Here is a 23,629-nt window from a genome sequence, read left to right as displayed (position 1 = left end):
TTAACGTTAGTTTTATATTTGTTTATTATCCAATCTTTCAAGACGTTTTTACAATTTACGCTTTTTTGACGACAGAAGATTTTAGCTTCATTGGACCATAGCCGTCGAGCTTGCAATCGATATCATGACCATCGGTTGCGTCTGGCAACAAGCGAATACTTTTTGCTTTTGTCCCGACTTTGATGACCAGTGACGAGCCTTTAACCTTAAGGTCTTTGATGACCGTAACAGCATCACCATCCTGCAACTCGTTGCCGACCGCATCACGAATCAATGCATCTTGTTCTTCTGCTTGTGCTGCATCAGTCTCAGCCGCCGTCCACTCATGAGCACACATAGGACATACCAGTAACGCACCATCTTCGTACGTATATTCAGCATCACATTTCGGGCAATTTGGTAAGCTCATTATATCCTCGGTAGTCATCAAATATTGGGTTCAATATAGAGTCAACATTGTACCGTAACTCACCATCTTTAACCAATTTGTACGGTTGAAAATTGGACACTGTACCCAATTTAGCACTTAGCCCCTCATTTTAATGTACCCCTTAGCGATGACGTTTTTGTGACTGTATTTTTGTGGTACTCTTCTTAACCTTATAACGATTTATGCGTGCATTTTTAGTTAGTAACATGGTCAGTAACAACGGCATCTATATAAACAACGACATCTATATAAACAACGACATCTATATAAAAAGTGCGCGTATAATTTTTTATCACTTCGATGTTGTCTTTTAGCCCATTTATTTATAAACATTTGAATTAGGGATATGCCCTAATAATTAAGCGCTTAGCAGAAGGATAATAACAATGACTCAGTCTTCAGATACCTCAGTATTACCGCAGTTTTCACAGCTGACCATTCAAGGTGAGGACGCCGAAAAATTCTTGCAAGGTCAATTGACTTGTGATGTGACCAAACTTGGGCTCAGCTATCAGGCAGCCGCTATCGGTAACCTAAAAGGTCGTATCGAATTTGGCATTTGGATTAAGAAACAAGCAGAAAAGCATTATGATGTGGTCATAAGCAGCGATTGTGCGGCATCTTTGCAAGCGCATCTGAATAAGTATGGCGCGTTTTCAAAGTTTGAGACCAGTGCGCCGACTGCGATTTATCCTTGCGTGCTGGCAGATGCACCCACTTTTAGTCACAAGGAAGATCATAATACAGCCACTGATACTGAGGCGTGGATGACATGCAGTATAGCCACAGGCAACTATTGGATCGTGGCGGCGACTCAAGGTGAGTTTCAACCGCAAGAGCTACGTCTACATCAGCGCGGCGGTATGGACTATGATAAAGGCTGCTATTTAGGTCAAGAAGTTATCGCTCGTATTTATTTCAAATCTGCGCCCAAAGCATTTTTGCACTATGTACAAGGCACTGGCGAAGCACCAGTAGCAGGCGACAAACTGGACAAAATCCAAGTGGTCAACACCATGAAGACCGACGATGGCTTTATCGCTCTTGTCGTGGCGCGTCCTGAACAATTGGCAGAAAGCACACTGAGCATACTGGACTTGCCAGCAGCACTACAAGTGGACGTGGCGCGCCCAAAGTAACTTAAGCAATATAGCTACTTGGCAAAGGTGATAGTGGTTTGATACAGAACTGCCATCATGATTAACATGAGCATAGAGAATCCTATGACACATATTGCGATACTCGGAGCAGGCGTGGTGGGCGTGACCACCGCATGGTATCTACGTCAGGCAGGCTATGATGTGACCGTGATTGAGCGTGAGTCCGCAGCAGGCATGCAGACCTCCTTTGCCAATGGCGGTCAAATATCGGTCTCGCATGCCACGCCATGGGCCAACCCTGCAACGCCAATGAAAGCGCTCAAGTGGTTGTTTAAAGAAGATGCGCCACTGCTGTTTCGTCTACGTGCAGATAAGAATCAGCTCAAATGGGCCATGCAGTTTTTACAAGAGTGCCGCGCCGATCGTGCCGATGCCAATCTGGTGCAAATGGTACGCTTGGGGCTTTACTCAAGAGACGCCCTACAACAGCTACGCGCAGATATCAGTATCAACTATGAGCAGCAAACACGCGGTATCATGCATTTTTATACCAGCCAAGCGGAGTTCGATGCCGCTATCGAACCTACAGAGCGCATGCAAGCGCTAGGCTGTGAGCGTCATGTGATTGATATCAATAATGCCGTCAGCTTAGAGCCAGCACTCTACCCTATTGCACACAATCTCACAGGGGCTACCTATACCAGCCGCGACGAGTCTGGCAACGCACATCTGTTTACTCAGCGCTTAGCACAGCGCTGCATCGGTGCAGGTGTGCAGTTTTTGTATGATACTGAGATATTAGCCCTCAATACTGACGCTCACTCTACTAGGCCCCATGTGCACAGTATTACTATTCGCCCGAAAGGTGAAAACGCGCAGACTTTCACGGTTGATAGTCATGTGGTCGCACTTGGCAGTTATAGCGTTCCTCTCTTAAAACCACTGGGTATTCATGTACCCATCTTTCCTGCAAAGGGCTATTCAGCCACATATACGGTGAATCCGCGAGCGCCGCATTTAGCACCTTTTGTTAGCCTAATAGATGATGAGTTTAAGCTGGTAACCTCGCGGTTGGGTGACAAACTGCGAGTTGCGGGGACAGCAGAATTTAACGGCTATAATCTCGACCTAAATGCCACGCGCTGTGAGGCGATTACTCGCCGCGTACAGCAATTGTTTCCCAAAGGCATCATCGCAAATTCTGTTCAGTATTGGACAGGACTACGACCGATGACCCCATCGAACGTGCCATTGATTGGTCGTGCGCACTGTGGTCAAGTCAAACATGGCAGTCACAATACGTCAGCGACTTTTGATAATTTATGGCTCAACACAGGGCATGGCACACTAGGGTGGACGCATGCTTGCGGTTCTGCAAAAGCGATTAGCTTATTAATCCAAGGCGAGACACCTAAAGTCGATTTTGATTTTGTAGGTGCAAGTAATTAACCCGATATTGAAATAATATATTAGCGTTATACCTATAAAAAAACAGGCGCTTACATCATGTAAGCGCCTGCTTTTTGCTTTAAAAAATTGAGTTTACGCGATTGCACTGCCTACTAACGTCTCTGATGCCTCGGTAAATATACTTTCTATGCTGTTACCCAACGCTTCCAACTGTACTGGCACACCATTAACAGCGGCATTACCACTCAATTGATCGATTAGAGTATCGTCTGTTAAGTCATTGACACTGACGCCAGCATGCTCTTGTGCAATTTTCTGTTTGACGCCTTTACGTCCATGACCAAAGCCATGAGGAATACTCACCACGCCTGGCATCAACTCATCGGTTACTTCTGCTGCGATGACTACGCTACCGACTCGAGACGTTACTTTTACGTCTTGACCATCTTCAATGCCGTACTGCTCTGCCGTCTGTGGATGCAGCATTAGCGTGCAACGAGATTTGCCTTTGACCAACCGATAACTGTTATGCAGCCATGAGTTGTTGCTACGTACATGGCGACGTCCAATAAGTAAAATCTCTCGATTGTCATACTGCTGCATCATCTCTTTGACCCGTGCCAAATCCGCCTCATAAAAATCAACATTGAGATTGATTTGTTTGTCCGCATGCTTGATTGCCTCTGGCAACATACGATGCAATGGTCCCAAATCAATGCCATGTGGGTTATCTATCAGCGCATCCAATGTCACGTCTTTATAAGGTCCATATTTAAGACCCTGCTCAAGTAAGAACTTTGGTCCAAACGCTTTGGTCGCCGCGCGCTCTTTTTGTACCGCTTCAGGGGCATCTTTATCCAAACGATCAGCAAGCCCCAAATAAATCTCCCAGTCATGCTTTTCATTATCTGTTTTGCTAAACAAGGCAGGCGAGTATTTGGCAACGTTATGTACCGCAAAACCATTAAACGTGATGTCATAATGATCACGCTCTAATGGCGATACAGGCGGCAGGATAATATTGGCATGGCGACTGGTCTCAGTCACAAAATAATCAAGTGACACCATAAACTCCAGCCCTGATAGCGCCTCGTCTAGCTTTTCGCCGTTTGGTGTCGTGAGGACGGGGTTACCCGCAACAGTCATAAAGCCTTTTAACTGCCCTTCTCCTGCGACCAACATCTCATCGGCCATCGCAACCACGGGATACTCACCATTAAAATCAGGTAGGTTGCTCACGCGGCTATGGCGTTTGCCCAAATAGCCAGGACCCGAGCTATTGACCACATCAACAGCTGGGTTCGGGAACATGAGTCCGCCCACTTCATCCAAGCGTCCTGTCACGATATTGATGACCATAGAGAGATACTGGCTCAGCAGCCCAAACTCTTGCACTGAGATACCCATACGGCCATAACAGACCGAGCTTTCGGCCTCACAGAACTCTTTAACTATACGTTTGATTTCATCAGCTGTGATACCAGTGATACCTGCTACCGACTCAGGTGTGAACCCTTCTGCAAACGATTCAATACGACCAATCTCTGGTGCCAAGCCTGCCACTCGGCTGTCGACTTTGGCATAGCCTTGTGCATAGATTTCATTGAGCATGGCAAGTAATAGCAGTACGTCTGTCGCTGGGCGAATAAAGTGATGCTCGCTAGCGATATCTGCGGTTTCGGTACGTCTTGGATCGATCACCACCACTTTACCGTCGCGGGCTTTGATGTCTTTTAGTTTTTGGCGCATGTTGGGCGCAGTCATGATACTGCCATTAGACGCTAGCGGGTTGCCGCCGATGATGAGCATATACTGGGTATGATTCACATCCGGGACCGGAATACGCAGCATATGACCGAACAGGTGCATACTAACAATATGATGTGGTAGCTGGTCAATTGAGGTCGCAGAAAAACGACTGCGTGTCTTTAGGCTGGTCAGTAGCTGTTTGATGGTCAACATACCGCCCATATTATGGACATTCGGGTTACCTAAATAGACCCCAAACGCATTTTGGCCATATTTTTGCTGAACGGACTGAATACCTGCAGCGACTTTGTCTAAAGCCTCTGGCCAACTGATCGATTTCCAGCCATCCGCCGTTCTCTCAACAGGCCCTCGCAGACGATCAGGGTCTTCGTACAAATCCTGCAAAGCAGTGGCTTTTGGACAAATGTAGCCTTGGGAGAAAGGATCATTTTTATCCCCTTTAATCGATAAGACTTTTTCGCCATCATGCTTTATTTCGACGCCACACATGGCCTCGCATAAGGTACAGGTTCTAAAGTGTATTTGTTCATTGTCTGTTGGTGTAGCCGCTGTTGTGGCCATAGTCGTGCTCCCTTTTATGTGTTGTAAATCCTAGCTATCACGATATGCATCATGACTTGCTATGGTTGCTTCCGTGCAAAAAATTAGCGAACAGCGCATCAAAGCTAATGCTCAATGTGTTAATCGCCTGCGCCCTTGAATAGCGCTGCTGATGACAGCCTAATATCAACTCGTGTACCTGTGCAGCAGCCATATCGACACAAAGATTGACAGCACTCCTCTCAGCAGAACGATTGGATAGCTGTAATCCTTGAATAAATATCTCTGTCCACTCTTCTTGTATTTCACTGACCAGGTTTCCTAGACCATTACTTAGTGAAGACTGGTTTTCTATAGTGGCGCTAAATCGCGGACGGTCTTCGAGCAAGTGCTGAAACAGCTCTATATTTTGAAACGCTGAATCAAAAATCATGGTCAGACATTGCTGACACTGCTCGTTAAACTGCTCCTTACTCAATACGTCGTAGTCTTTGAGCATATTGACCCATGCTAGTCGCATAGGAGATAGATAGTTGTCCTTTAACTGAGCACTTAGCTCGTTTTGCAGCGCATCTAAACTCTCAAAATGATTATAAAAACTGGGCTGTGCTATACCAGCACCCTTAGCAATTTTATTCATGCTCATACCTTGAGCGCCTTGCAAGCTGTACAACCGCAAAGCACTTTTGAGCAATGCGCGCCGCGTCTTAGCCTTTGCTTGCTCGCGTTTTGACTCTATAGGTACTGTCATATCTTGTACTAATACATTCAATACAGGGGTATCCTGATTTGGTTAATAACTTGATTAAGAATTCGTTCAATAACTTAGTCAATAGTATGGTCAACAGGTCAGTAATTTACCTGAGGTGCTGTTGTGCTAAAAAAATGTGATGATAGATAGAGATAACGGTTTTTTGGGTGAGCTGCCTTTTGATCAGCCATTTTTAGAATTACCACCCATAAACTCACTACAATTACTAATCATGTTTCGACTATAAGGTTATAGTCATTTAAACTATAAGTCTATAGCCAAACGCATAGTAGAACTCGTGCTTCACAAAAACATAATCTTAGGCCACTATCATGACATCACCTGTTTTTTCATCGTTCGTATTGCCTTGTGGCATCACCTTACCCAATCGCTTAGCAAAAGCTGCCATGGAAGAAAACATGGCTGATGCAGGTCAGATTCCAGGCGCTGTCCTCCTTCGCCTATACAAGCGCTGGGCAGCAGGCGGTACAGGCTTACTCATTACAGGGAATGTCATGGTCGATGGTCGCGCCATGACTGGTCCTGGCGGTGTTGTACTAGATAAGCATAGTGGCATCGCGCCTTTTGAGGCGTGGGCACGTGCCGCCAAACAAAACAACACCCGCGTTGTGATGCAGCTCAACCACCCTGGTCGTCAGGTATACGCTGCGATGGGCGGTGATGTCCTCTCCCCTTCTGATGTGGCGCTTGATTTGGGCAAGCACTCTCATTTATTTAGTAAACCTCGTGCCATGACACCGCAAGATATAGAGCAGTTGGTACAGCGGTTCGCCGATAGCGCTGTCAAAGCAGAACAGGCAGGTTTTGATGGTGTGCAAATTCATGCCGCCCACGGCTATCTTATCTCTCAGTTTTTATCTCCGCTCACTAACAAGCGTGAAGATAAATACGGCGGTTCGATTGAAAACCGTATGCGACTGCTGCTCGAAGTGATCAAAGCCATTCGTGAGCAGGTTTCTGCCACTTTTATAGTGGCTGTAAAAATAAATTCAGCTGACTTTCAACGAGGTGGTTTTGATGCCGATGACGCTAAAGTGGTGGTGTTAGCCATGAATGAGCTAGCAGTAGATTTGGTCGAGCTCTCTGGTGGTAGTTACGAGAGCCCAGCCATGCAAGGCAATACAGCAGATGGACGCACTCTACAAAGAGAGGCTTACTTTTTGGATTTTGCAAAAGATATTGCTCAAGCCGCTACCATGCCTATCATGACGACAGGCGGCGTCAGACGGTTGGCTGTTGCAGAAGAGGTACTGGCTCAAGGCATCGATATTGTTGGCATGGGTACAGCGTTAGCGCTGAATCCAGCCCTTCCCAATGATTGGAAAAAAGATACCACATTGAGTGCTCACGATCCTATGGTACGCTGGAAAGACAAAACCTTGAGTGCGCTTGCGACCATGGCAGTAGTCAAACGTCAGCTACAGCGCATGGGCAATGGCAAGCCGCCTAAGTCTAATGTATCGCCATTATTTTCACTGGTTAGTGACCGTATTCGCATAAAGAAACTGACCACGCGTTATAAGCGTTACCTGGCTAACCGCTAATAACCTAGCGCTCTTCACTGACCTCTATTGAGTATAAAGAAGTAAAAAGCAGAATTCTAAATTTAGAGCTCTGCTTTTTTTTCGCTATTTATCTTGCCTACAAGTTCCTTCTACCTTGCAGACACGCTATTTAATGACTCTCGTATTTCCATATTCAGTTTAATACTATTACGCACAATAGACGCAATTTACGCTGCACTATCACATCATCCGTATGGATAACACTTAGCGAACGTTCACTATAATTAAGTAACACTATAAACATAGCACATACAGACAGTCCAATTGAAAAGTCCTATATTTGATTTCACAAGATATTTGAAAACAACCAACTATACTTGTGAATCATAAATAAAATAATAATAGCTAGAATAACAATAAACAAAATAAATATTTTAAAATAAAAATAATATAATAATAAATAGCGTCTAATAATAAAGAAAAAGAAGAAGTACTAGAAAAAAAACGTTGAAACTAACCGAAGACAACAAGTTCAATAAAAGGAATAACACAATGAACGAACATACTCTAAAAGGCGAATGGAACCAAATGAAAGGTTCGGCTAAGCAAAAGTGGGCAGAGTTGACTGATGATGATCTTACCCATGTCGAAGGTAGCCGAGACAAACTAGTCGGTCGTGTCCAAGAGCGCTATGGTCATGCTAAAGAAGATGCAGAGCGTGAAGTAGACGACTGGCGGCGCGAAAACAAATACTAATTGGCTTTATTTAGAAAAATAGTAATTTCTTAACAAAAATAAAAAACCGTATATTGATATATGCGGTTTTTTTACGTCGGATGAATATTAATAATCAAATAAACATTAACCATAAAATAAAAACTAGTTATTAAATAAAGGCTCATTATAAACCATCAATATTTTAGATAGCATATGCGTTTCGATAATTAAATAGTAATAACAATGAGCGTCATCCAGACACGATAAAACCGCATAGCAATTAATTGTTATGCGGTTTTATTGTTAACCATCCATGTTACCTATCGCGGACTAATTTCTATGCATCCTTGCACAAATAGTTAGTATATTGCGATACTGGGCATCCTGCCCTTATTACTACATTACAGCTCACTGTTAATTGCTGCTATCAGCAAAGGGTATGTGTCCTTACTTCAACTATCATTATCATCCTGATGGTGATAGCTGAATCATTATCCTTAATGCGGTCAACTCAATCCTTGAGTCACATTCCCTAATGCCGTGTGACTATAATGCCTAAATCTCACTCTCATGTTAAGTCGCGTAAACGTCATTGTGTGTAAGCATATGCTTACATCGATTGAATTATAGCAACGATTACAACTTACTAACGCAAATGACACTTAATATAAAGTTTTGCATCTTACTATAGATAATGTAAGAAAACATTTCTAGACGTACTTTCCGATGATAACAACTGTGAACTTTTAAACAAAGATTACTTTACCCAGCAGCCTATTTTTTTAATCAGTACCAGCACTTTACCTTACAGCCCACTGAAACCTTATAGGATATCGAACTATGAAAACTATAAAGCCGTTCTCACTTAGGACTGCTGTATCTACTGGCCTTGCCCTTACGCTATTAGGTACAACTGTCGGTTGTACAGTAGTTGGTCCAGGCTATGATAACCAACGTGTATATCGTGTCGATAACAATCGTCAAAATGATAGTTTTAATCGTGTCAGCCAGCAATTACGTCAAGACCTGCGCCGCAAAGGCTATCAGGTGATGGATATCAGACCCGACAGTTATCGCGGCGAGCGCGTAATTACGGCTTTTGTCAAAAAGAACAACCAAGCTTATGAGGTCAAATATACTTATCCCACTCTGAGACTCATCAACTCAAATAAGGTAGCATGGTCAAATAATGGTAAAAACAACAAGTACCAACGAGACAATGACCGATATAAAAAAGACAAGTACAAGGATGATGACAAATACGAAGGGAATAAGCGCTACAAAAAAGGAAACGTCGAAGACAGTATCAAGAGAGAGTCACGTTACCCCGCTATCAAGCGCCGTGCGATCAACAAAGTCAGAGCAATGGGCTACCGCGTCGAAGATATAGATCTTGAAGAAAAGAACAAGCGCGGTGTCTTTGAAGTTGAAGCAAAACGCGGTTCACAGAAATATGAGATATTGCTGAGCTACCCAAATCTAGAGGTTATTAGAGTCAAAAAAGATTGATTATACTGACGCCGCTTTTATTATCGCAGCTCTATATGTCTGTCCGTCGAAGCAAGTGCAAATCGTCAATCTTACTGACCTGAGTGTTGGCGAGATATCTCGAAGCATTGCAAATTAACCTATATTCAATAATGTCCTGTTATGAGAAAATTTTTATGAGAACCATATTACCTTTGGCACTAAAAAATGTAGTATCTGGTAGTATTGTTGCCACACTACTAGCAGTAACAACTGGCTGTGTGACTACCCCTAACGGCTACAATATCTACGATGACATCTACGGAGATGTCTATAAGGACAGTAAAGATCACAAAAAGCACAAGAACAAAAAAGCTGACAAAAACATCTCCTCAGCCACTGTCGAGCGCCGAGCGGCTAGTAAAGTCAGCAGTATGGGCTACCGTGTCAAAGACGTTAAATATAAAAAGGGCGATCGTAAAATTAAAGTGAAGGCTGAGCGTGGACGCACTGATTATAAAATCGAGCTGGGTTATCCGAGCTACAATGTGATTAAGCTTAAAAAAGATTGATCAGTTGTTAAATACTGGCATTCACTATTAATACCTAGTTGGAACATCAAAAATTTTATAACCAAATAAGTCATTGAGTGGTTTATTTGGTTTTTTTATGACAAGTCTTACGCTCGATAAGCTGATATTTCTCTACATAACACTAAAAATCCAAGACTTTTATTACATCATACGCTGGTGTCTCGTACGGGTGCGTCTCTTTTAACGCGGCGATAGTAGCCGTTATAAATGCGTCATCCACCACCATTTCAACACGCCATTCATCGACTATTTCTAAACTATCGTGACGACCGATATGCGGCGCACTACCTGCTAGTGGCATAAACTGTCCAGTCCCTTGCACTTGCCAACAGCACTGCTCGTAGTTACCAATACTCCCAGCACCAGCAGCAAACATCGCAGATTTTACTTGGTCTAACGCTACATCAGGAATGAATACGGTTAACTTATACATAGGTTTACCTCATAGATGTTGTCAACAGGCAATCAATCTATTAGTTTTTGGACAGAGACGGATGATCGGTCCAAACATAGCGTAGTAGCCAGTCTTTGGCATCACCTGCATAGTCGATACCAATACGTGGACGCACTGACACGGGTGGCTGGCAACTATCATCTTCGACCCAAACGCTTGAGTCTGGCGAGATTGGTTTGCCATATAAATCGCGATCAATTTGCAAGCGTTTGGTCAATTTTCCGGGGCCTGCGAACTGCTTGAGGTGTGTCAGCTGCTTGTTTGGACTCAGTTGTTGCTCTTCAATCAGACGGTCACTATCCTCGGTCAAAAACCCAGCGCGAATCAGTACCGACTCAGGGGATTCGGCTGCACCACTGACCAGATTGAGCATATGATGCACGCCGTAGGTCAAATAAACATAGAACACACCGCCTTGCTCATACATAATCTCTGTGCGCGCTGTTCGAGTGCCTGCATGTGAATGGCACGCAGGATCATCTTGACCAATATAGGCTTCGGTCTCAGAAATACGCATACGTAGCGTTTTTTGTTGTCCATCATTATCGGTTAGCTCTCGACATAAGACTTTACCAACTAGGTCAGCAGCAACCACACAGGCCGGACGAGTGAACCAATCAGGCTCTAAAACAGTTGATGAGACAATCGACATTAGCAAAACCTTTTCTTATTTTATGGTCTAATTGATATGAGTAAGTATTAATAAATTAGCATAAAAGCAAGATAAGTTATCGGGGACAGTGTTGGCACTATGTTTGATTTTTTATACGGGCTAAACTACAAACCTATGCCTAAAGAGTGATACTGGTTGATAAATAGGTAGGGATTGCAGTCTGTTATAAGTAGTTCCATTATGATGGTCTATTTTAAGTAGTCTGTTAATAGGTTTGTCGAGTAAAATAACTGGTTCCGCTGGGGTATACATTATTTTAGAAAAATGTGCTCCTTGCTGACATACCATAGTTAAACATAGCAAAAAGAGAATTCTAGAATTTTTTATCTACTTTTATAAACACGGTACTATTGCTACGTTCATATAATGGTAGGTTACTATCAATCTTTTGGTACTCGTAGTTTAATTTTGGTATAAGACCCTGCCAGCTAAGCTTTTTGTGTCCTATTGTTGCCCCAAACTGATATTCATCGTCTTTACGTCTTTCGCCATAAAAGAAGTTGTCTCCTTTAAAGTCTCGTTTAGAATAACGTATACTACTCCTTGCATTGACGTCATTCCCAGAGAATACCATTCCTCCGCGTACGCTTTTACGATCTGATGATTCAGCTTTATCAGCTAAATTATCATTTGTAAAATCTGTGCCTGCATAGACTAGCCATCTAGGTTTTGGCTGATAAAGCAAAACCCATGCGTTGCTATTAGCATAACCATCGTAGAAATCGGCTAAATCTTTTTCGTTATAGTTTTTTTGCAGATGCGATACACTACCAGAAACTTGCCACTGATCTGATATCTTTCGATTATATTCTAGCGCTAAACCATAATTTTGATTGTATCGGCTTCCGCCTAGTAAATTTTGCCCTGCACCTGCTACAGCACCCCATGACTGGTTGATGTTTTTATGACGATATCCTAAGTTTGCTTGTAGCGTCAACTCACTGTAGTCACTATTGTCCCAGTAATTTACACCTGCTATGTCTATGCCCGTATATGCATAACTATTGCCTGTAATGTTCTTCTCTTTTGCACTGCCAATGTTATATCTTATTCCATGTGCATCTTGTGGCAATGAATCATCACTACGAACAAACGTGGCTTCACCAACTACTAATTCTTTTATATCGGATGCTTGATTAACGTTATCAGTCGACTCATAGCTAAAGTTGAAACTAGGCTGCCATTCCTGAGATTTTTGTATACTCGTCAATACCTGACCAATCAAAGACTGTAATGGTTGTGCAACATAAGGCGCAGCTGTTTCTAATTCAATTTTTGCTTCGGCATAGCGTTTGTCTTCGTATAACATCATTGCCAAGTCAAATCTTGGGTAATGTAAATCCGGCTGACGAACTAATATCTGTCGGTACAAAGCAATTGCTTCTTTTTGACGACCTTGATACCGATATAATGCTCCCAATCCATAATCGTATAACGTTGGATCAAAGTTTGTAGCGGTACGATATTGACTCAATAATCTTTCTAGCTCTAGCCATTCTTTACTGATAATAGCAAAATTAATTCTTTCTTCTAGGCTGCTGTTTTCTCTTATTGGTGCAGGAGTCGATGTATTAATATTAGGTTGACTCAGTAATAATTCTGGTTGTACTTGTGAAATGTTCTGAAAAAACACGTTTTGGGCAGGAGGTACTTCCTGCGCGAGAACTGATGTAGATAAAGTTATACAACAGCATATATAGAGCTTTATTTTCATTAACTTTTACCGATACCATAAAAAACCGTTTGAAATATATGTTAAATACTTCAAACGGTTTAATTTAATTATTAAAGAATGATTTTCTATTATTTAGAGATTTCACCACGAGTACCGCCAAAGCCAATCGTATCTTTACCATCGAATACAACCTTACCAGCGATTTCTTCGGCTTTTTTACCAAAGAAGTCTAGTGAATAATTTCCGTTTCTAAAGCCTTGTTCGACTGTTGAGTTGATACCCGTTCCTAATATAGTACCCTGTTTTAAATTAACAGTATCGCCTAATCCAGTAATTGAACCAGAACCCATGCGGTTAGTAAAATTAACATCGTATGATAAAACACCTTCTTTGACGCTCTTCGTAGTCTCAAAGGTATTTGAATTGAAAGAGTTTTGGTAAGTACCATTGAAAGCCTTACCTGTATAAGTAGCATTTCCTAATGTTGGAATAGCATCCGGGGCAGTTTTCAATCCTTTAATGGTAATATCAGATATTCTATCATCTGTGAAGATAGCTCCTGTCTGATTATTATATGATAGGTTGCCTGAATAGTTGCCCAGAACAACAGAATATGGCTGATTATAGACAACTGTTTGAGTTCTAGATTCTTCTGTAAATGCATTTCTTGTAATGCTACTAGATGTTTGACTATTAGCAGTAATAGCTCCAACCGGATACATAGTGTCTGAGACTCCCTTCGCTGCGCTTGCTTCTGCCAATAGTGCTTTTTCAGTATTATCTTCCACGATAGTATTTAAAGCAGATTGTGCATCTGTTTCACTAGATTCTTTGTTGGCTTCAGCATAAGCAGTTGCTTGCTCATCAGTTAATCCAGCTGTTTTAGCTTTTGCTAATAGAGCTACACGGTTAGCTTCAATTTTTTGCAAACGTTCTGCTTCAGCTTTCTCAGCAGCAATTCTATCTGCTTCAGCTTTTTCAGCAGCAATCTTCTCAGCAACTAGAACATTTAATGCAGATTGTGCATCTGTTTCACTAGACTCTTTGTTGGCTTCAGCATAAGCAGTTGCTTGCTCATCAGTTAATCCAGCTGTTTTAGCTTTTGCTAATAGAGCTACACGGTTAGCTTCAATTTTTTGCAAACGTTCTGCTTCAGCTTTCTCAGCAGCAATTCTATCTGCTTCAGCTTTTTCAGCAGCAATCTTCTCAGCAACTAGAACATTTAATGCAGATTGTGCATCTGTTTCACTAGACTCTTTGTTGGCTTCAGCATAAGCAGCTGCTTGCTGGTCAGTTAACCCAGCTGTTTTAGCTTTTGCTAATAGAGCTACACGGTTAGCTTCAATTTTTTGCAAACGTTCTGCTTCAGCTTTCTCAGCAGCAATTCTATCTGCTTCAGCTTTTTCAGCAGCAATCTTCTCAGCAACTAGAACATTTAATGCAGATTGTGCATCTGTTTCACTAGACTCTTTGTTGGCTTCAGCATAAGCAGCTGCTTGCTGGTCAGTTAACCCAGCTGTTTTAGCTTTTGCTAATAGAACTACACGGTTAGCTTCAATTTTTTGCAAACGTTCTGCTTCAGCTTTCTCAGTAGCAATTCTATCTGCTTCAACTTTTTCAGCAACTAGAACATCTAAGGCTGATTGTGCATCTGTTTCACTAGACTCTTTGTTGGCTTCAGCATAAACAGTTGCTTGCTCATCAGTTAACCCAGCTGTTTTGGCTGCTGCTAATAATGTCAGGCGATTGTTTTCAACGTTTTGTAGACGTTCTACTTCAGCTTTCTCAGCTTCAGTCTGTTCTGTTAACGGAGGTAAACTTGTAGGTGAGTTTGAAGAGCTACTACCACCACTGCTACTGCATGCAACAATACCTACTGATAAAACAGCAAGGATACTGACTCTAGTGAAATACTTTAAAGACACTTTTTTCTCCAATCGAAATAATTATGCAATACATATTACTATATTGTTTCTAATTTGTGTAAAAAATTACTGAACTATTTTTTGGAAAATCTTCTTATAACAAACGTTATAGCGAATGAATTTTAAGTTCGAAAATTCGATTGTAAAAGATCTTGTTAGCATATATAAATAGTGACTAGAAAGATTTACAAAAAAGAAAGGAATATCTACTATATAGAATTCACCAAGCGCAACATGAAATAATTAAGTCCTAACCAGATTATCTAGCTTAATATAATGCCATAAAAAAACTGAGCACATGGCTCAGTTTTTTATTTTATATTGTGACTATTGATAGCTTAGTTTAATGGTACACCAATACGGTCAGCCACTTCTTCATAAGCTTCGATCACATCACCCAATGACTGACGGAAACGGTCTTTATCGAGCTTTTTCTTAGTGTTCTTGTCCCAGATACGGCAGCCATCTGGTGAGAACTCATCACCTAAAACGATACGGTCATGGAATACGCCAAACTCTAGTTTAAAATCAACTAGGATTAAATCACCCGCATCAAACAATGCCTTTAATACATTGTTGACTTGATAGGTTAGCTCTTCCATCTTAGCCAATTGCTCTTTGGTCGCCCAGCCAAGAGACACAGAAAGTGACTCATTCACCATCGGATCGCCTAGCGCATCATCTTTATAAAACAGCTCATACGTTGGCGGCGTCAATTCTTGACCTTCTTCTAAGCCTAAACGGCGCACTAGGCTACCTGCGGCAAAGTTACGCACCACGCACTCAACAGGAATCATATCCAAGCGCTTGACCAATACTTCATCATCAGACAGTTGCTTTTCGAAATGCGTTTCGATGCCAGCATCAGACAATTTTTGCATGATAAAAGCGTTAAAGCGGTTATTGACCACACCTTTGCGTGCCAATTGTTCGATACGCTTACCATCAAGCGCTGAAGTATCATCACGGAAGTGCAAAATCAGAAGATCATTGTCTTCTGTTTCATAGACAGATTTGGCTTTACCTTTATACAGCAGTTGTTGCTTTTGCATTATGGGGTTCCTGTTCGTTCAAGCTTATGTGGTAAAAACGCGCAGCGACCGCTCACTCTTATTGTGTAATATCGATGTCATTGTAATCAATAACGATAAAAGCCAGCGGTATAAATAAGGAAAATGAAATTAGTTCGAAGTGTTACTAACAGCACGCTGAGGTTTTGGCAGCTGATACTGATTGCCTGATTCGTTCTGTAGTTTGAGCGTATTTGCACCAACGTTAGGTGTTGGGTATAAAGGTACAAAAGGGGCTGTTTCTTGGGCAGCAGGAAGCTCGATTGGCACAAGCTTTTTGCTTTGTTGATAATCTAAGCTACCGTTGTCACGCTTACCAAGTAGGTTCTTGGTTGCCTGACAGCCACTCAATACTAGCGTGCTACCCAAAACTAAGGTCAGCATCGCAGGAAATAGTTTTTTCGTTGATGTTACTGTCATCGTATTGTCTCTCTGAGTTAGCAGTTGTTGCTCATGTGGGCAATTGACTTACCGTGATAAGGTAACTTGCTGCTAGATCGAATAACACTCATCTAATGTGCAGCAAGTCTTAAATCGCCGAATATCAATGTACTGGTTATCAATTTATCGTATGTTTGCTCGAACCAATGCTTCATCGATAGTCGCATGATGCTGCTCTGCCAACCAAACGAGCGGTAAGCGTATACCTTTATCGATAATGCCCATTTTGTGTAGTGCGTATTTTGCTGGGATAGGGCTTGATTCGATAAACAAATCACGATGTAAGTGCTTGACCACGTCGTGAATTTTGTCAGCCGCTTCAAAGTCACCGCGCAATCCTGCTGTAAATGTCTCGCTCATGGCTTTTGGTGCTACGTTTGCAGTCACTGAGATATTGCCTTTACCGCCTACTCTCAGCAAATCAAGCGCCGTGCCATCATCACCTGATAGGACAACCATTCTATCGCCAACTACTTTTATCAGTTGCTCGCCGCGACCGACAGAGCCTGTCGCATCTTTAATAGCAACGATATTATCAATATCACACAAACGCTCGACCGTATCTTGCGCAATATCAACCACTGTACGTCCTGGCACGTTATACAGCATTTGCGGTATGTTTACGGCTTTGGCGATGGCTTGGTAATGTTGATACAAGCCTTCTTGCGGCGGCTTGTTGTAATAAGGGGCAACCAATAACGCACAGTCTGCACCAGCATCTGCTGCATCTTGAGTCAGCTTGATAGCTTCCATGGTATTGTTGGCACCAGTACCCGCGATAACAGGCACGCGACCTTTGACATGCTTTACAAAGTAGCGAATAACATCACTATGCTCTTGCATAGATAAGGTTGCCGACTCGCCAGTAGTGCCGACAGCGACGAGGCAATGAGTGCCCTGCTCAATCTGCCAGTCTATGAGGTCTGCCAGACGTTTATAATCGACCGTGCCGTCAGGATGCATGGGCGTTACCAAAGCTACCATTGAGCCTTGTAGTCGGGTTTTAATCTCGTCGTATGCTGTGCTCATAACCGTGCCTTACTGTATTATCCTAGCTTTTATCAAAGCTGTCACATGATAGGTCGTTTGCAAGTGGTCAAATATTTATATGCGTCGATAAACGCTAATGACCATGTCTTGCTTGATGTTGATGCCGAATGTTTGTTTATTATAATAATACTTACATCGAAAATGACTGTGTATTTAGACCAGGTATTTAGACCAGTATTGACATCAGCTACGCTAATGATGATAAATACTTGCTCAGTCATCAAATATAATAATAAAAACGCCTGCTAGTGTAGCATATTTTTTTTTGACCGCTATCAATCAATTGATGATTGAAACACAAATTACAGACTAAAAAAGAGTCTTTTTTATTACTAAAAACCGTAACTATCAGCGCAAAAGCGCATCAATAGATAAGACTATCACTTAATAGTCAGTTTAGCGTAATGATTACCCACTGAGATAATCTTAACGAATCGTCAACACGTCAATAGTCGGGCGATATAGCCACACCTCTTATCTTGATTTCCCGAAAACTCACCTTCAGTAGTATCTACTCAATACGCAAGCCAATAATAGCAGGAATGCCTTGGCGGATGACTTCTATCGTTACCACGCCTTTTTTAGGAAGGGATGAGATAGCATTAGAGAAATCCGTTACCTTTTTGATCGGCTTTTGGTGGAAATTGGTGATGACATCACCGGCCAAAATCCCCGAACGTGCCGCAAGCCCAGTAGGGTCAACAGTCGTCACTAAGATACCCGTTTTTCTATCCTTAGCGATTTCTGCTTGCTCATCCTCAGTCAAATCACGCAAGCGCAAGCCCAGCTGTATATCATCACTCTGCTGATCGCCGCCCTGAGCTCTCACATCATCGGGTGCATAGGCAAGCTTACCGCTCACAATCATTTGCTTACCATTACGCTGAATCTGTGCGCGGAATGGATCGCTTGGCTTTGCTCGATTGAGTAAATTTAACAAGTCAGAGGCGCGCATGATTTGTACATTGTTATATTGCAAGATGATGTCACCAGGTTTTAGACCTGATTTTTGTGCTGGTGAATCTGGAGACACACGAGTTAGCAGGGCACCTTGAGGTCGATCCAGTTTGTACGCTTCGGCTAGATTACGGTCGATATCTTGCGGATAGATACCCAAATATGCACGGGCTACTTCACCATTGGTTTTTAATTGCTCATAGATATCCATCGCAGCATCAATTGGGATAGAGAACGACAGTCCCATATAGCCACCAGTACCACTGAAAATACGCGAGTTAATACCGATGACTTCGCCGCGCTGATTGAACAGCGGCCCACCCGAGTTACCCGGGTTCAACGCTACGTCTGTCTGGATAAATGGCACACTGGTCTCACGTGAGAAGCTGCGTGATTTTGCACTGACGATACCAGCAGAAGCAGAATAATCAAAGCCAAATGGTGAACCAATGGCCAGTACCGGCTCCCCTACTTTTAGGCTGTTTGAATCGCCAATCGGCAGCGCAGGAAACTGACTGCCTTCTACTTTTAACACAGCCACATCTGAGCGCTCGTCACTACCGACTAAGGTCGCATCCAGCTCTGTTCTATCATTCAGTGTGACAGTAATCTTGTCAGCGCCTTCGATGACATGATGGTTGGTCAGCATATAGCCGTTAGACGAGATAAAAAAGCCCGTACCATAAGCATTCTCAATCGCTGGCGTGGCTGCACGATCAGGGATACGCACACGGTCACCAAAGAACTGTCTTAACACTTCAGCCGTTTGGGCTTTAGCAAGCTCAGCTTCACTGATGGTTTTGGTGACGTTGACACGTGCTACCGCTGGTGTGACTTGTTGAACCAGATCAGAAAAATCAGCCGTCGTCACGGCAGCCTGGGCATTATTCATGGTTGTGACGCTGATACCAGCCACCATAGCGGTACTCACAGCAAATGCTAGTGCGCTACGCTGTAACCAAAGTCGCATATCGACAGTGGTTCGTGCTCTAAACATATTGATAGGCATATTGTCCTCCATATGAGTGGTCATTATTATTGTTATCGATCGTTATCATTGATCATTGTACGACGGTTATTTTTGATGATTACTGTTGATGGTTGTTTTCAATAGTATCTTATCCATGTTGCTTATAACTATCTTACAACCAAGCTACTATATCCATCATTATATCTGCTTACTCTCTCATTACTGCTCTATACATTATAGGACTACAGAACGTGGCAAATACGTCCGATCGTCACCCTTATATAGTGCCTAGTTGACCTCATATTATTGTCGTATTCGCAGCGTGCAAGACCACCGTCGCTACTGTATGATGAGTAAAACGCTGTGTTGTCATCGCCTCTATAGTGCAGAATAACCCAAGGTATCGCTATTTCATACTTACTTTGTACAATTTTATGGCGCTATGATGATATTGTGACCGGCGCTATCTACATGGGCATGAAATAAAACCATGCTATGATAGCAAGCAAAACATATTACTTAATAAACAAAAGTTACTTTGAAAAATATTATCGATGAGCAGTTTTATCAGGCTGACCATCATCACCCTTGTTTTCCATCTTTTGCATTTTTAGGACAATATTATTTGTCTACAGATGCTTTTGTCTTTACTACTTTATAGTATATATATCATATCTGGCTCATGTTGTGATTCATGATGGCTGTCAATGTTGTGACCCAGACACGGTAAGTACTGGTGACAACCGATTATTAGAATGAACGATGGCACTATTTTATAGTAGCTATGGATAGATATAAAATATGACAAGATTATAAAAGGATTAATTTATGGATACCGCCCTATTGCTATCCGGCGTGGTTGGGATCGGCATCGCCGCCCAATGGTTGGCTTGGTATTTAAAGCAACCGTCCATTTTATTTTTATTATTGATTGGTATTATCGTCGGTCCCGTATTAGGGATATTTGACCCCGATTTGGTATTGGGTGAGCTGATGTTCCCCTTTATCTCTCTGGGCGTCGCGATTATCTTATTTGAAGGTTCGCTGACCCTAGAGTTCGATGAGATCAAGCAGCACGGTACTGTCGTACAAATGCTAGTCTCGGTGGGTGTGCTTATCACCATCGCCATCGTAGCGCTATCGACTTACTTACTATTCGATGTCGACCCATTGATAGCTCTGCTGTTCGGGGCGCTAGTCTGTGTGACTGGTCCGACGGTCATTATGCCACTCCTGCGTAGTGTACGTCCCAACAAGACGATATCTAATATCCTCAAATGGGAAGGTATCATCATTGACCCAATCGGCGCGATTGCCGTTGTATTGGTCTATGAATATATTATCTCAGGCGGCGAAGCCAGTAGTATTTTGCTATTTGCCAAAATCGTTGTATTGGCTACAGCACTTGGCATGGCAGGTGCTTGGTTACTAGCGTTCCTCATGCGTCGACATATGGTTCCTGAGTTTCTACGCAATGTGTTTACCCTCGCGTTTGTGCTGGTATTGTTTTCGATTTCTAACCACTTAGAGCATGAGTCCGGTCTCTTGACGGTCACTGTACTGGGTGTGGCATTGGCAAACTGGCCAAAGTTCCCTCGCGAAACGATTTTGGAGTTCAACGAGTCGTTGACCGTTCTGCTTATCTCTGTCCTGTTCATTATTCTGGCGGCTCGTGTCGAGTTGGCAAGCTTATTGAGCGTGGGTTTTGCGGGGCTAGTACTACTTGCTATCGTCATGTTTGTGGCACGTCCTCTATCGGTCTGGGCATCGGCTATTGGCTCAAACCTAAAGACCAACGAAAAGCTGATGATTAGCTGGATTGGACCACGTGGTATCGTTGCTGCTGCCATCTCATCACTGTTTGCGATTCGTTTGCAAGAGTATGATATTCAGGGTGTCGAGCTGCTCGTGCCACTGGTGTTTATGGTCATCATCGGTACGGTCATGATTCAAGGACTGGGTGCAAAGGTAGTCGGTAACTTGCTCGGCGTACGCGAGCCTGAAACCAATGGTATCCTGATTGTCGGCTCAAACCCTATCGCCTTATTGATTGCGACATCACTCAAAGATCAAGGGTTTGACGTTATCGTCGCGCATAACAACTACACCAACATTGCACGCGCCCGTATGAGTGGACTGCGTACGTACTTTGGTAACCCTATCTCCGATCATGCAGACCATCATCTCGATCTTATTGGTATTGGTCGTTTGTTTGCCATGAGTATGGATAAAGAGATGAATACCCTGTCTGAGATTCATTATCGTCATGAGTTTGGTGAGCGTAAGCTATACCGCCTCAAATTCAGTGATGAAAAAGTCAGAAGTGAGCGTGACGACAAGCAATCAAACTTCCACTCACAGTGGCTGTTTGGCAAAGATGTGACGTATACCAAACTTGCTAGTATGCTGTCCAAAAAAGCCCGTATCAAAATCACTAACATTACTGACAGCTATAGCTTTGAGCAGTATAAAGCGGATAACAAACAATTCGTACCGCTGTATACGATAGACAAAGAAGGCAAGCTACATGTCATCACTGATAAATTCGACGGTACGGTACCTCGTGATCGTAAGCTTATATCACTGGTCGTGGATGACGAAGTGCAGCCAAAACCTGTCGATGTGACCGCTAAGCAAGAGCAAGCTCGTATGGCAGCTGACGCTAACTTTGAATCGAGTTCAAAAGCGCCTGAAAAACGTAAAGAAAAAGAGTTGAGCGGTGATAGTACTCCAAAAGTCGAGCCAGAGACTCCGATGGATACTACCAAAAGCACTGAGAAAAATACGGCTACTCAGTCATCAACGATTCAGGATAGTAACGTGGACAAGCCACCTACTATTGCACCAGTAGCGACTGAGGATACAGATGTGGAGCAAAAAACAGCCTCTACCAGCTCTACTAATAATGCTCATACAGGTGTGATGTCCGCAAACTCAACAGCAACTTCAAAGACGAAGAGCTCTACTCACAGTAATGGTAACGGCAACGCGCCCAAAAACAAAAAAGGTGCACTTGATCCCAATCGTCTTCCTGATTCTGGTCAAGACAATGCGACTAATGCGACTGCCAAAGCTGATACTAGTACTGGCACCGATACTTCTGTCACTGTTGAAAAACCAGCAGAGCAAAGTGAGCTAACTGATAAAAATAGTGATAAATAACATCTGTAGCTATTTGATAGCTACTGTCATAGTTCGTTAAATAATAAACGTTGATTTATAAAAAGCCCCAGCGATATGCTGGGGCTTTTTGTTTTTATCACATCTGACTGATTATCCACGCTACTGACAAAATAGAACCGCTCAATCACATCTGATTATTCTATAGCGAACCTTTCTGTGACGGTTTGCCATATGCGAGCACTCACCTCATCTGTGCTGCCTGATGCATCGATACGCTGTATACGTTCAGGATGCGAGCTTGCAAGCTGGCTAAAGCCATTATGCACCCAAGTAAAAAACGTCATTGCCTGCTGCTCAAAGCGATCGGCTGTACTGCGCTTATTGGCACGCGCCATGCCTTCTGCTACTGGCAAATCAAGCCACAACGTTAGCTCAGGCAATTGCGTTACGAACTGAGCGATTAGCGTCTCAATCTTGGTTAGCATTACCTTATCACCATGCGCCCGTCCGAACCCTTGATAGGCAATAGTAGAGTCCGTAAATCTATCACAGATGACCCATATGCCCTGTTGTAGTGCAGGCATGATGACTCGCTGAATATGATCACAGCGCGCCGCGAACAGCAGCAGCAGCTCTGTATCATCCTCAATCTTAGTGGCAGGGTCTAGCAACATATCACGCAGTCGCTCAGCGAACGGACTACCACCTGGCTCGCGCGTACGTAGATATTTAACGCCGCTTTCTTCTAGTCGCAAGCACAGTTGATCAATGGCGGTAGTCTTACCTACACCTTCAGTCCCTTCAAAACTAATGAACCGTCCTATACTAGGTGTGCTAGTAGTCTGTACAGCGTCGGAGTCGATGAGGTTCGATGATGCTGTGCTGGTATGTGATGGTGCGCTGGTATTCATAGATACTGACATGATATGACCTTATGTCATTGATGAGCGCTATAGTTAGATTATAGCGCTCAATAAACGATAAGTT

The 23,629-nt window shown here is 42.9% G+C and carries 19 protein-coding genes; 7 read left to right on the top strand and 12 right to left on the bottom strand.

Translation table 11 applies throughout. The features are described from left to right. Nucleotides 1-55 precede the first annotated feature (55 nt). Nucleotides 56-409, bottom strand: coding sequence for a zinc ribbon domain-containing protein YjdM (locus tag AC5JPT_RS10245; protein ID WP_493843901.1), 354 nt, complete (start codon nt 407-409; stop codon nt 56-58). A gap of 407 nt (nt 410-816) precedes the next feature. On the opposite strand from AC5JPT_RS10245, the gene ygfZ reads away from it, so the two are divergent. After that, the gene (gene ygfZ, locus AC5JPT_RS10240) at nt 817-1,569 is read left to right on the top strand and encodes a CAF17-like 4Fe-4S cluster assembly/insertion protein YgfZ (RefSeq protein ID WP_493858012.1); all 753 of its coding nucleotides are present in this window, start codon (nt 817-819) and stop codon (nt 1,567-1,569) included. Nucleotides 1,570-1,653: 84 nt separating this feature from the next. Then, nucleotides 1,654-2,979, top strand: a complete 1,326-nt coding sequence (locus tag AC5JPT_RS10235; RefSeq protein WP_493858011.1) for a D-amino acid dehydrogenase — start codon at nt 1,654-1,656, stop codon at nt 2,977-2,979. Nucleotides 2,980-3,072: 93 nt separating this feature from the next. Here AC5JPT_RS10235 and AC5JPT_RS10230 read toward each other — a convergent pair whose 3' ends face one another. Both AC5JPT_RS10230 and AC5JPT_RS10225 read right to left on the bottom strand, forming a co-directional pair. After that, nucleotides 3,073-5,271, bottom strand: coding sequence for a molybdopterin oxidoreductase family protein (locus tag AC5JPT_RS10230; protein WP_493858010.1), 2,199 nt, complete (start codon nt 5,269-5,271; stop codon nt 3,073-3,075). Nucleotides 5,272-5,320: 49 nt separating this feature from the next. Further along, on the bottom strand, nt 5,321-6,001 hold the full coding sequence (locus AC5JPT_RS10225) for a TetR/AcrR family transcriptional regulator (RefSeq protein WP_493858009.1): 681 nt from the start codon (nt 5,999-6,001) through the stop codon (nt 5,321-5,323). A gap of 332 nt (nt 6,002-6,333) precedes the next feature. On the opposite strand from AC5JPT_RS10225, the gene AC5JPT_RS10220 reads away from it, so the two are divergent. The 4 genes from AC5JPT_RS10220 to AC5JPT_RS10205 all read left to right on the top strand — a co-directional run bounded on the left by AC5JPT_RS10220 (nt 6,334) and on the right by AC5JPT_RS10205 (nt 10,283). Further along, nucleotides 6,334-7,566: an NADH:flavin oxidoreductase/NADH oxidase family protein gene (locus AC5JPT_RS10220; protein WP_493858008.1), complete on the top strand. Its 1,233-nt coding sequence runs from the start codon at nt 6,334-6,336 to the stop codon at nt 7,564-7,566. Nucleotides 7,567-8,079: 513 nt separating this feature from the next. Next, on the top strand, nt 8,080-8,283 hold the full coding sequence (locus tag AC5JPT_RS10215; RefSeq protein ID WP_319052385.1) for a CsbD family protein: 204 nt from the start codon (nt 8,080-8,082) through the stop codon (nt 8,281-8,283). Between the two features lie 801 nt (nt 8,284-9,084). Beyond that, the gene (locus tag AC5JPT_RS10210; protein WP_493858007.1) at nt 9,085-9,753 is read left to right on the top strand and encodes a hypothetical protein; all 669 of its coding nucleotides are present in this window, start codon (nt 9,085-9,087) and stop codon (nt 9,751-9,753) included. 155 nt (nt 9,754-9,908) lie between these two features. Further along, on the top strand, nt 9,909-10,283 hold the full coding sequence (locus tag AC5JPT_RS10205; protein WP_493858006.1) for a hypothetical protein: 375 nt from the start codon (nt 9,909-9,911) through the stop codon (nt 10,281-10,283). Between the two features lie 142 nt (nt 10,284-10,425). Here AC5JPT_RS10205 and AC5JPT_RS10200 read toward each other — a convergent pair whose 3' ends face one another. From AC5JPT_RS10200 to AC5JPT_RS10165, 8 genes are all read right to left on the bottom strand, one after another. Next, nucleotides 10,426-10,737, bottom strand: a complete 312-nt coding sequence (locus AC5JPT_RS10200) for an NGG1p interacting factor NIF3 (RefSeq protein ID WP_493858005.1) — start codon at nt 10,735-10,737, stop codon at nt 10,426-10,428. A gap of 40 nt (nt 10,738-10,777) precedes the next feature. Continuing rightward, nucleotides 10,778-11,410, bottom strand: a complete 633-nt coding sequence (locus AC5JPT_RS10195) for a DNA-3-methyladenine glycosylase (RefSeq protein WP_493858004.1) — start codon at nt 11,408-11,410, stop codon at nt 10,778-10,780. Nucleotides 11,411-11,744: 334 nt separating this feature from the next. Beyond that, the gene (locus AC5JPT_RS10190; RefSeq protein WP_493858003.1) at nt 11,745-13,145 is read right to left on the bottom strand and encodes a surface lipoprotein assembly modifier; all 1,401 of its coding nucleotides are present in this window, start codon (nt 13,143-13,145) and stop codon (nt 11,745-11,747) included. 89 nt (nt 13,146-13,234) lie between these two features. Further along, complete coding sequence (locus AC5JPT_RS10185) at nt 13,235-15,031, bottom strand: Slam-dependent surface lipoprotein (RefSeq protein ID WP_493858002.1); 1,797 nt, start codon at nt 15,029-15,031, stop codon at nt 13,235-13,237. Between the two features lie 338 nt (nt 15,032-15,369). Then, nucleotides 15,370-16,083, bottom strand: a complete 714-nt coding sequence (gene purC, locus AC5JPT_RS10180) for a phosphoribosylaminoimidazolesuccinocarboxamide synthase (RefSeq protein WP_493858001.1) — start codon at nt 16,081-16,083, stop codon at nt 15,370-15,372. Between the two features lie 129 nt (nt 16,084-16,212). Beyond that, nucleotides 16,213-16,521: a hypothetical protein gene (locus tag AC5JPT_RS10175; protein ID WP_493858000.1), complete on the bottom strand. Its 309-nt coding sequence runs from the start codon at nt 16,519-16,521 to the stop codon at nt 16,213-16,215. A gap of 144 nt (nt 16,522-16,665) precedes the next feature. Continuing rightward, the gene (dapA, locus tag AC5JPT_RS10170; protein ID WP_443525155.1) at nt 16,666-17,571 is read right to left on the bottom strand and encodes a 4-hydroxy-tetrahydrodipicolinate synthase; all 906 of its coding nucleotides are present in this window, start codon (nt 17,569-17,571) and stop codon (nt 16,666-16,668) included. 532 nt (nt 17,572-18,103) lie between these two features. Then, nucleotides 18,104-19,468 (bottom strand): Do family serine endopeptidase, encoded by a 1,365-nt coding sequence (locus AC5JPT_RS10165; RefSeq protein WP_443525541.1) that lies wholly within the window; start codon nt 19,466-19,468, stop codon nt 18,104-18,106. A gap of 879 nt (nt 19,469-20,347) precedes the next feature. On the opposite strand from AC5JPT_RS10165, the gene AC5JPT_RS10160 reads away from it, so the two are divergent. Next, complete coding sequence (locus AC5JPT_RS10160; protein WP_493857999.1) at nt 20,348-22,681, top strand: cation:proton antiporter; 2,334 nt, start codon at nt 20,348-20,350, stop codon at nt 22,679-22,681. Nucleotides 22,682-22,836: 155 nt separating this feature from the next. Here AC5JPT_RS10160 and tmk read toward each other — a convergent pair whose 3' ends face one another. Continuing rightward, nucleotides 22,837-23,565, bottom strand: coding sequence for a dTMP kinase (tmk, locus tag AC5JPT_RS10155; protein WP_493857998.1), 729 nt, complete (start codon nt 23,563-23,565; stop codon nt 22,837-22,839). Nucleotides 23,566-23,629: the final 64 nt, after the last annotated feature.

It is taken from the genome of Psychrobacter sp. H26 (assembly GCF_059073035.1).
This window is presented reverse-complemented; position numbering and strand designations above follow the sequence as displayed.

Bases quoted from the DNA above. Each gene is read 5' to 3' on its own strand.
- AC5JPT_RS10245 (WP_493843901.1), bottom strand. From the start codon at position 409: ATGAGCTTACCAAATTGCCCGAAATGTGATGCTGAATATACGTACGAA.
- ygfZ (WP_493858012.1), top strand. From the start codon at position 817: ATGACTCAGTCTTCAGATACCTCAGTATTACCGCAGTTTTCACAGCTG.
- AC5JPT_RS10235 (WP_493858011.1), top strand. From the start codon at position 1,654: ATGACACATATTGCGATACTCGGAGCAGGCGTGGTGGGCGTGACCACC.
- AC5JPT_RS10230 (WP_493858010.1), bottom strand. From the start codon at position 5,271: ATGGCCACAACAGCGGCTACACCAACAGACAATGAACAAATACACTTT.
- AC5JPT_RS10225 (WP_493858009.1), bottom strand. From the start codon at position 6,001: ATGACAGTACCTATAGAGTCAAAACGCGAGCAAGCAAAGGCTAAGACG.
- AC5JPT_RS10220 (WP_493858008.1), top strand. From the start codon at position 6,334: ATGACATCACCTGTTTTTTCATCGTTCGTATTGCCTTGTGGCATCACC.
- AC5JPT_RS10215 (WP_319052385.1), top strand. From the start codon at position 8,080: ATGAACGAACATACTCTAAAAGGCGAATGGAACCAAATGAAAGGTTCG.
- AC5JPT_RS10210 (WP_493858007.1), top strand. From the start codon at position 9,085: ATGAAAACTATAAAGCCGTTCTCACTTAGGACTGCTGTATCTACTGGC.
- AC5JPT_RS10205 (WP_493858006.1), top strand. From the start codon at position 9,909: ATGAGAACCATATTACCTTTGGCACTAAAAAATGTAGTATCTGGTAGT.
- AC5JPT_RS10200 (WP_493858005.1), bottom strand. From the start codon at position 10,737: ATGTATAAGTTAACCGTATTCATTCCTGATGTAGCGTTAGACCAAGTA.
- AC5JPT_RS10195 (WP_493858004.1), bottom strand. From the start codon at position 11,410: ATGTCGATTGTCTCATCAACTGTTTTAGAGCCTGATTGGTTCACTCGT.
- AC5JPT_RS10190 (WP_493858003.1), bottom strand. From the start codon at position 13,145: ATGAAAATAAAGCTCTATATATGCTGTTGTATAACTTTATCTACATCA.
- purC (WP_493858001.1), bottom strand. From the start codon at position 16,083: ATGCAAAAGCAACAACTGCTGTATAAAGGTAAAGCCAAATCTGTCTAT.
- AC5JPT_RS10175 (WP_493858000.1), bottom strand. From the start codon at position 16,521: ATGACAGTAACATCAACGAAAAAACTATTTCCTGCGATGCTGACCTTA.
- dapA (WP_443525155.1), bottom strand. From the start codon at position 17,571: ATGAGCACAGCATACGACGAGATTAAAACCCGACTACAAGGCTCAATG.
- AC5JPT_RS10165 (WP_443525541.1), bottom strand. From the start codon at position 19,468: ATGGTGGCTGGTATCAGCGTCACAACCATGAATAATGCCCAGGCTGCC.
- AC5JPT_RS10160 (WP_493857999.1), top strand. From the start codon at position 20,348: ATGGATACCGCCCTATTGCTATCCGGCGTGGTTGGGATCGGCATCGCC.
- tmk (WP_493857998.1), bottom strand. From the start codon at position 23,565: ATGTCAGTATCTATGAATACCAGCGCACCATCACATACCAGCACAGCA.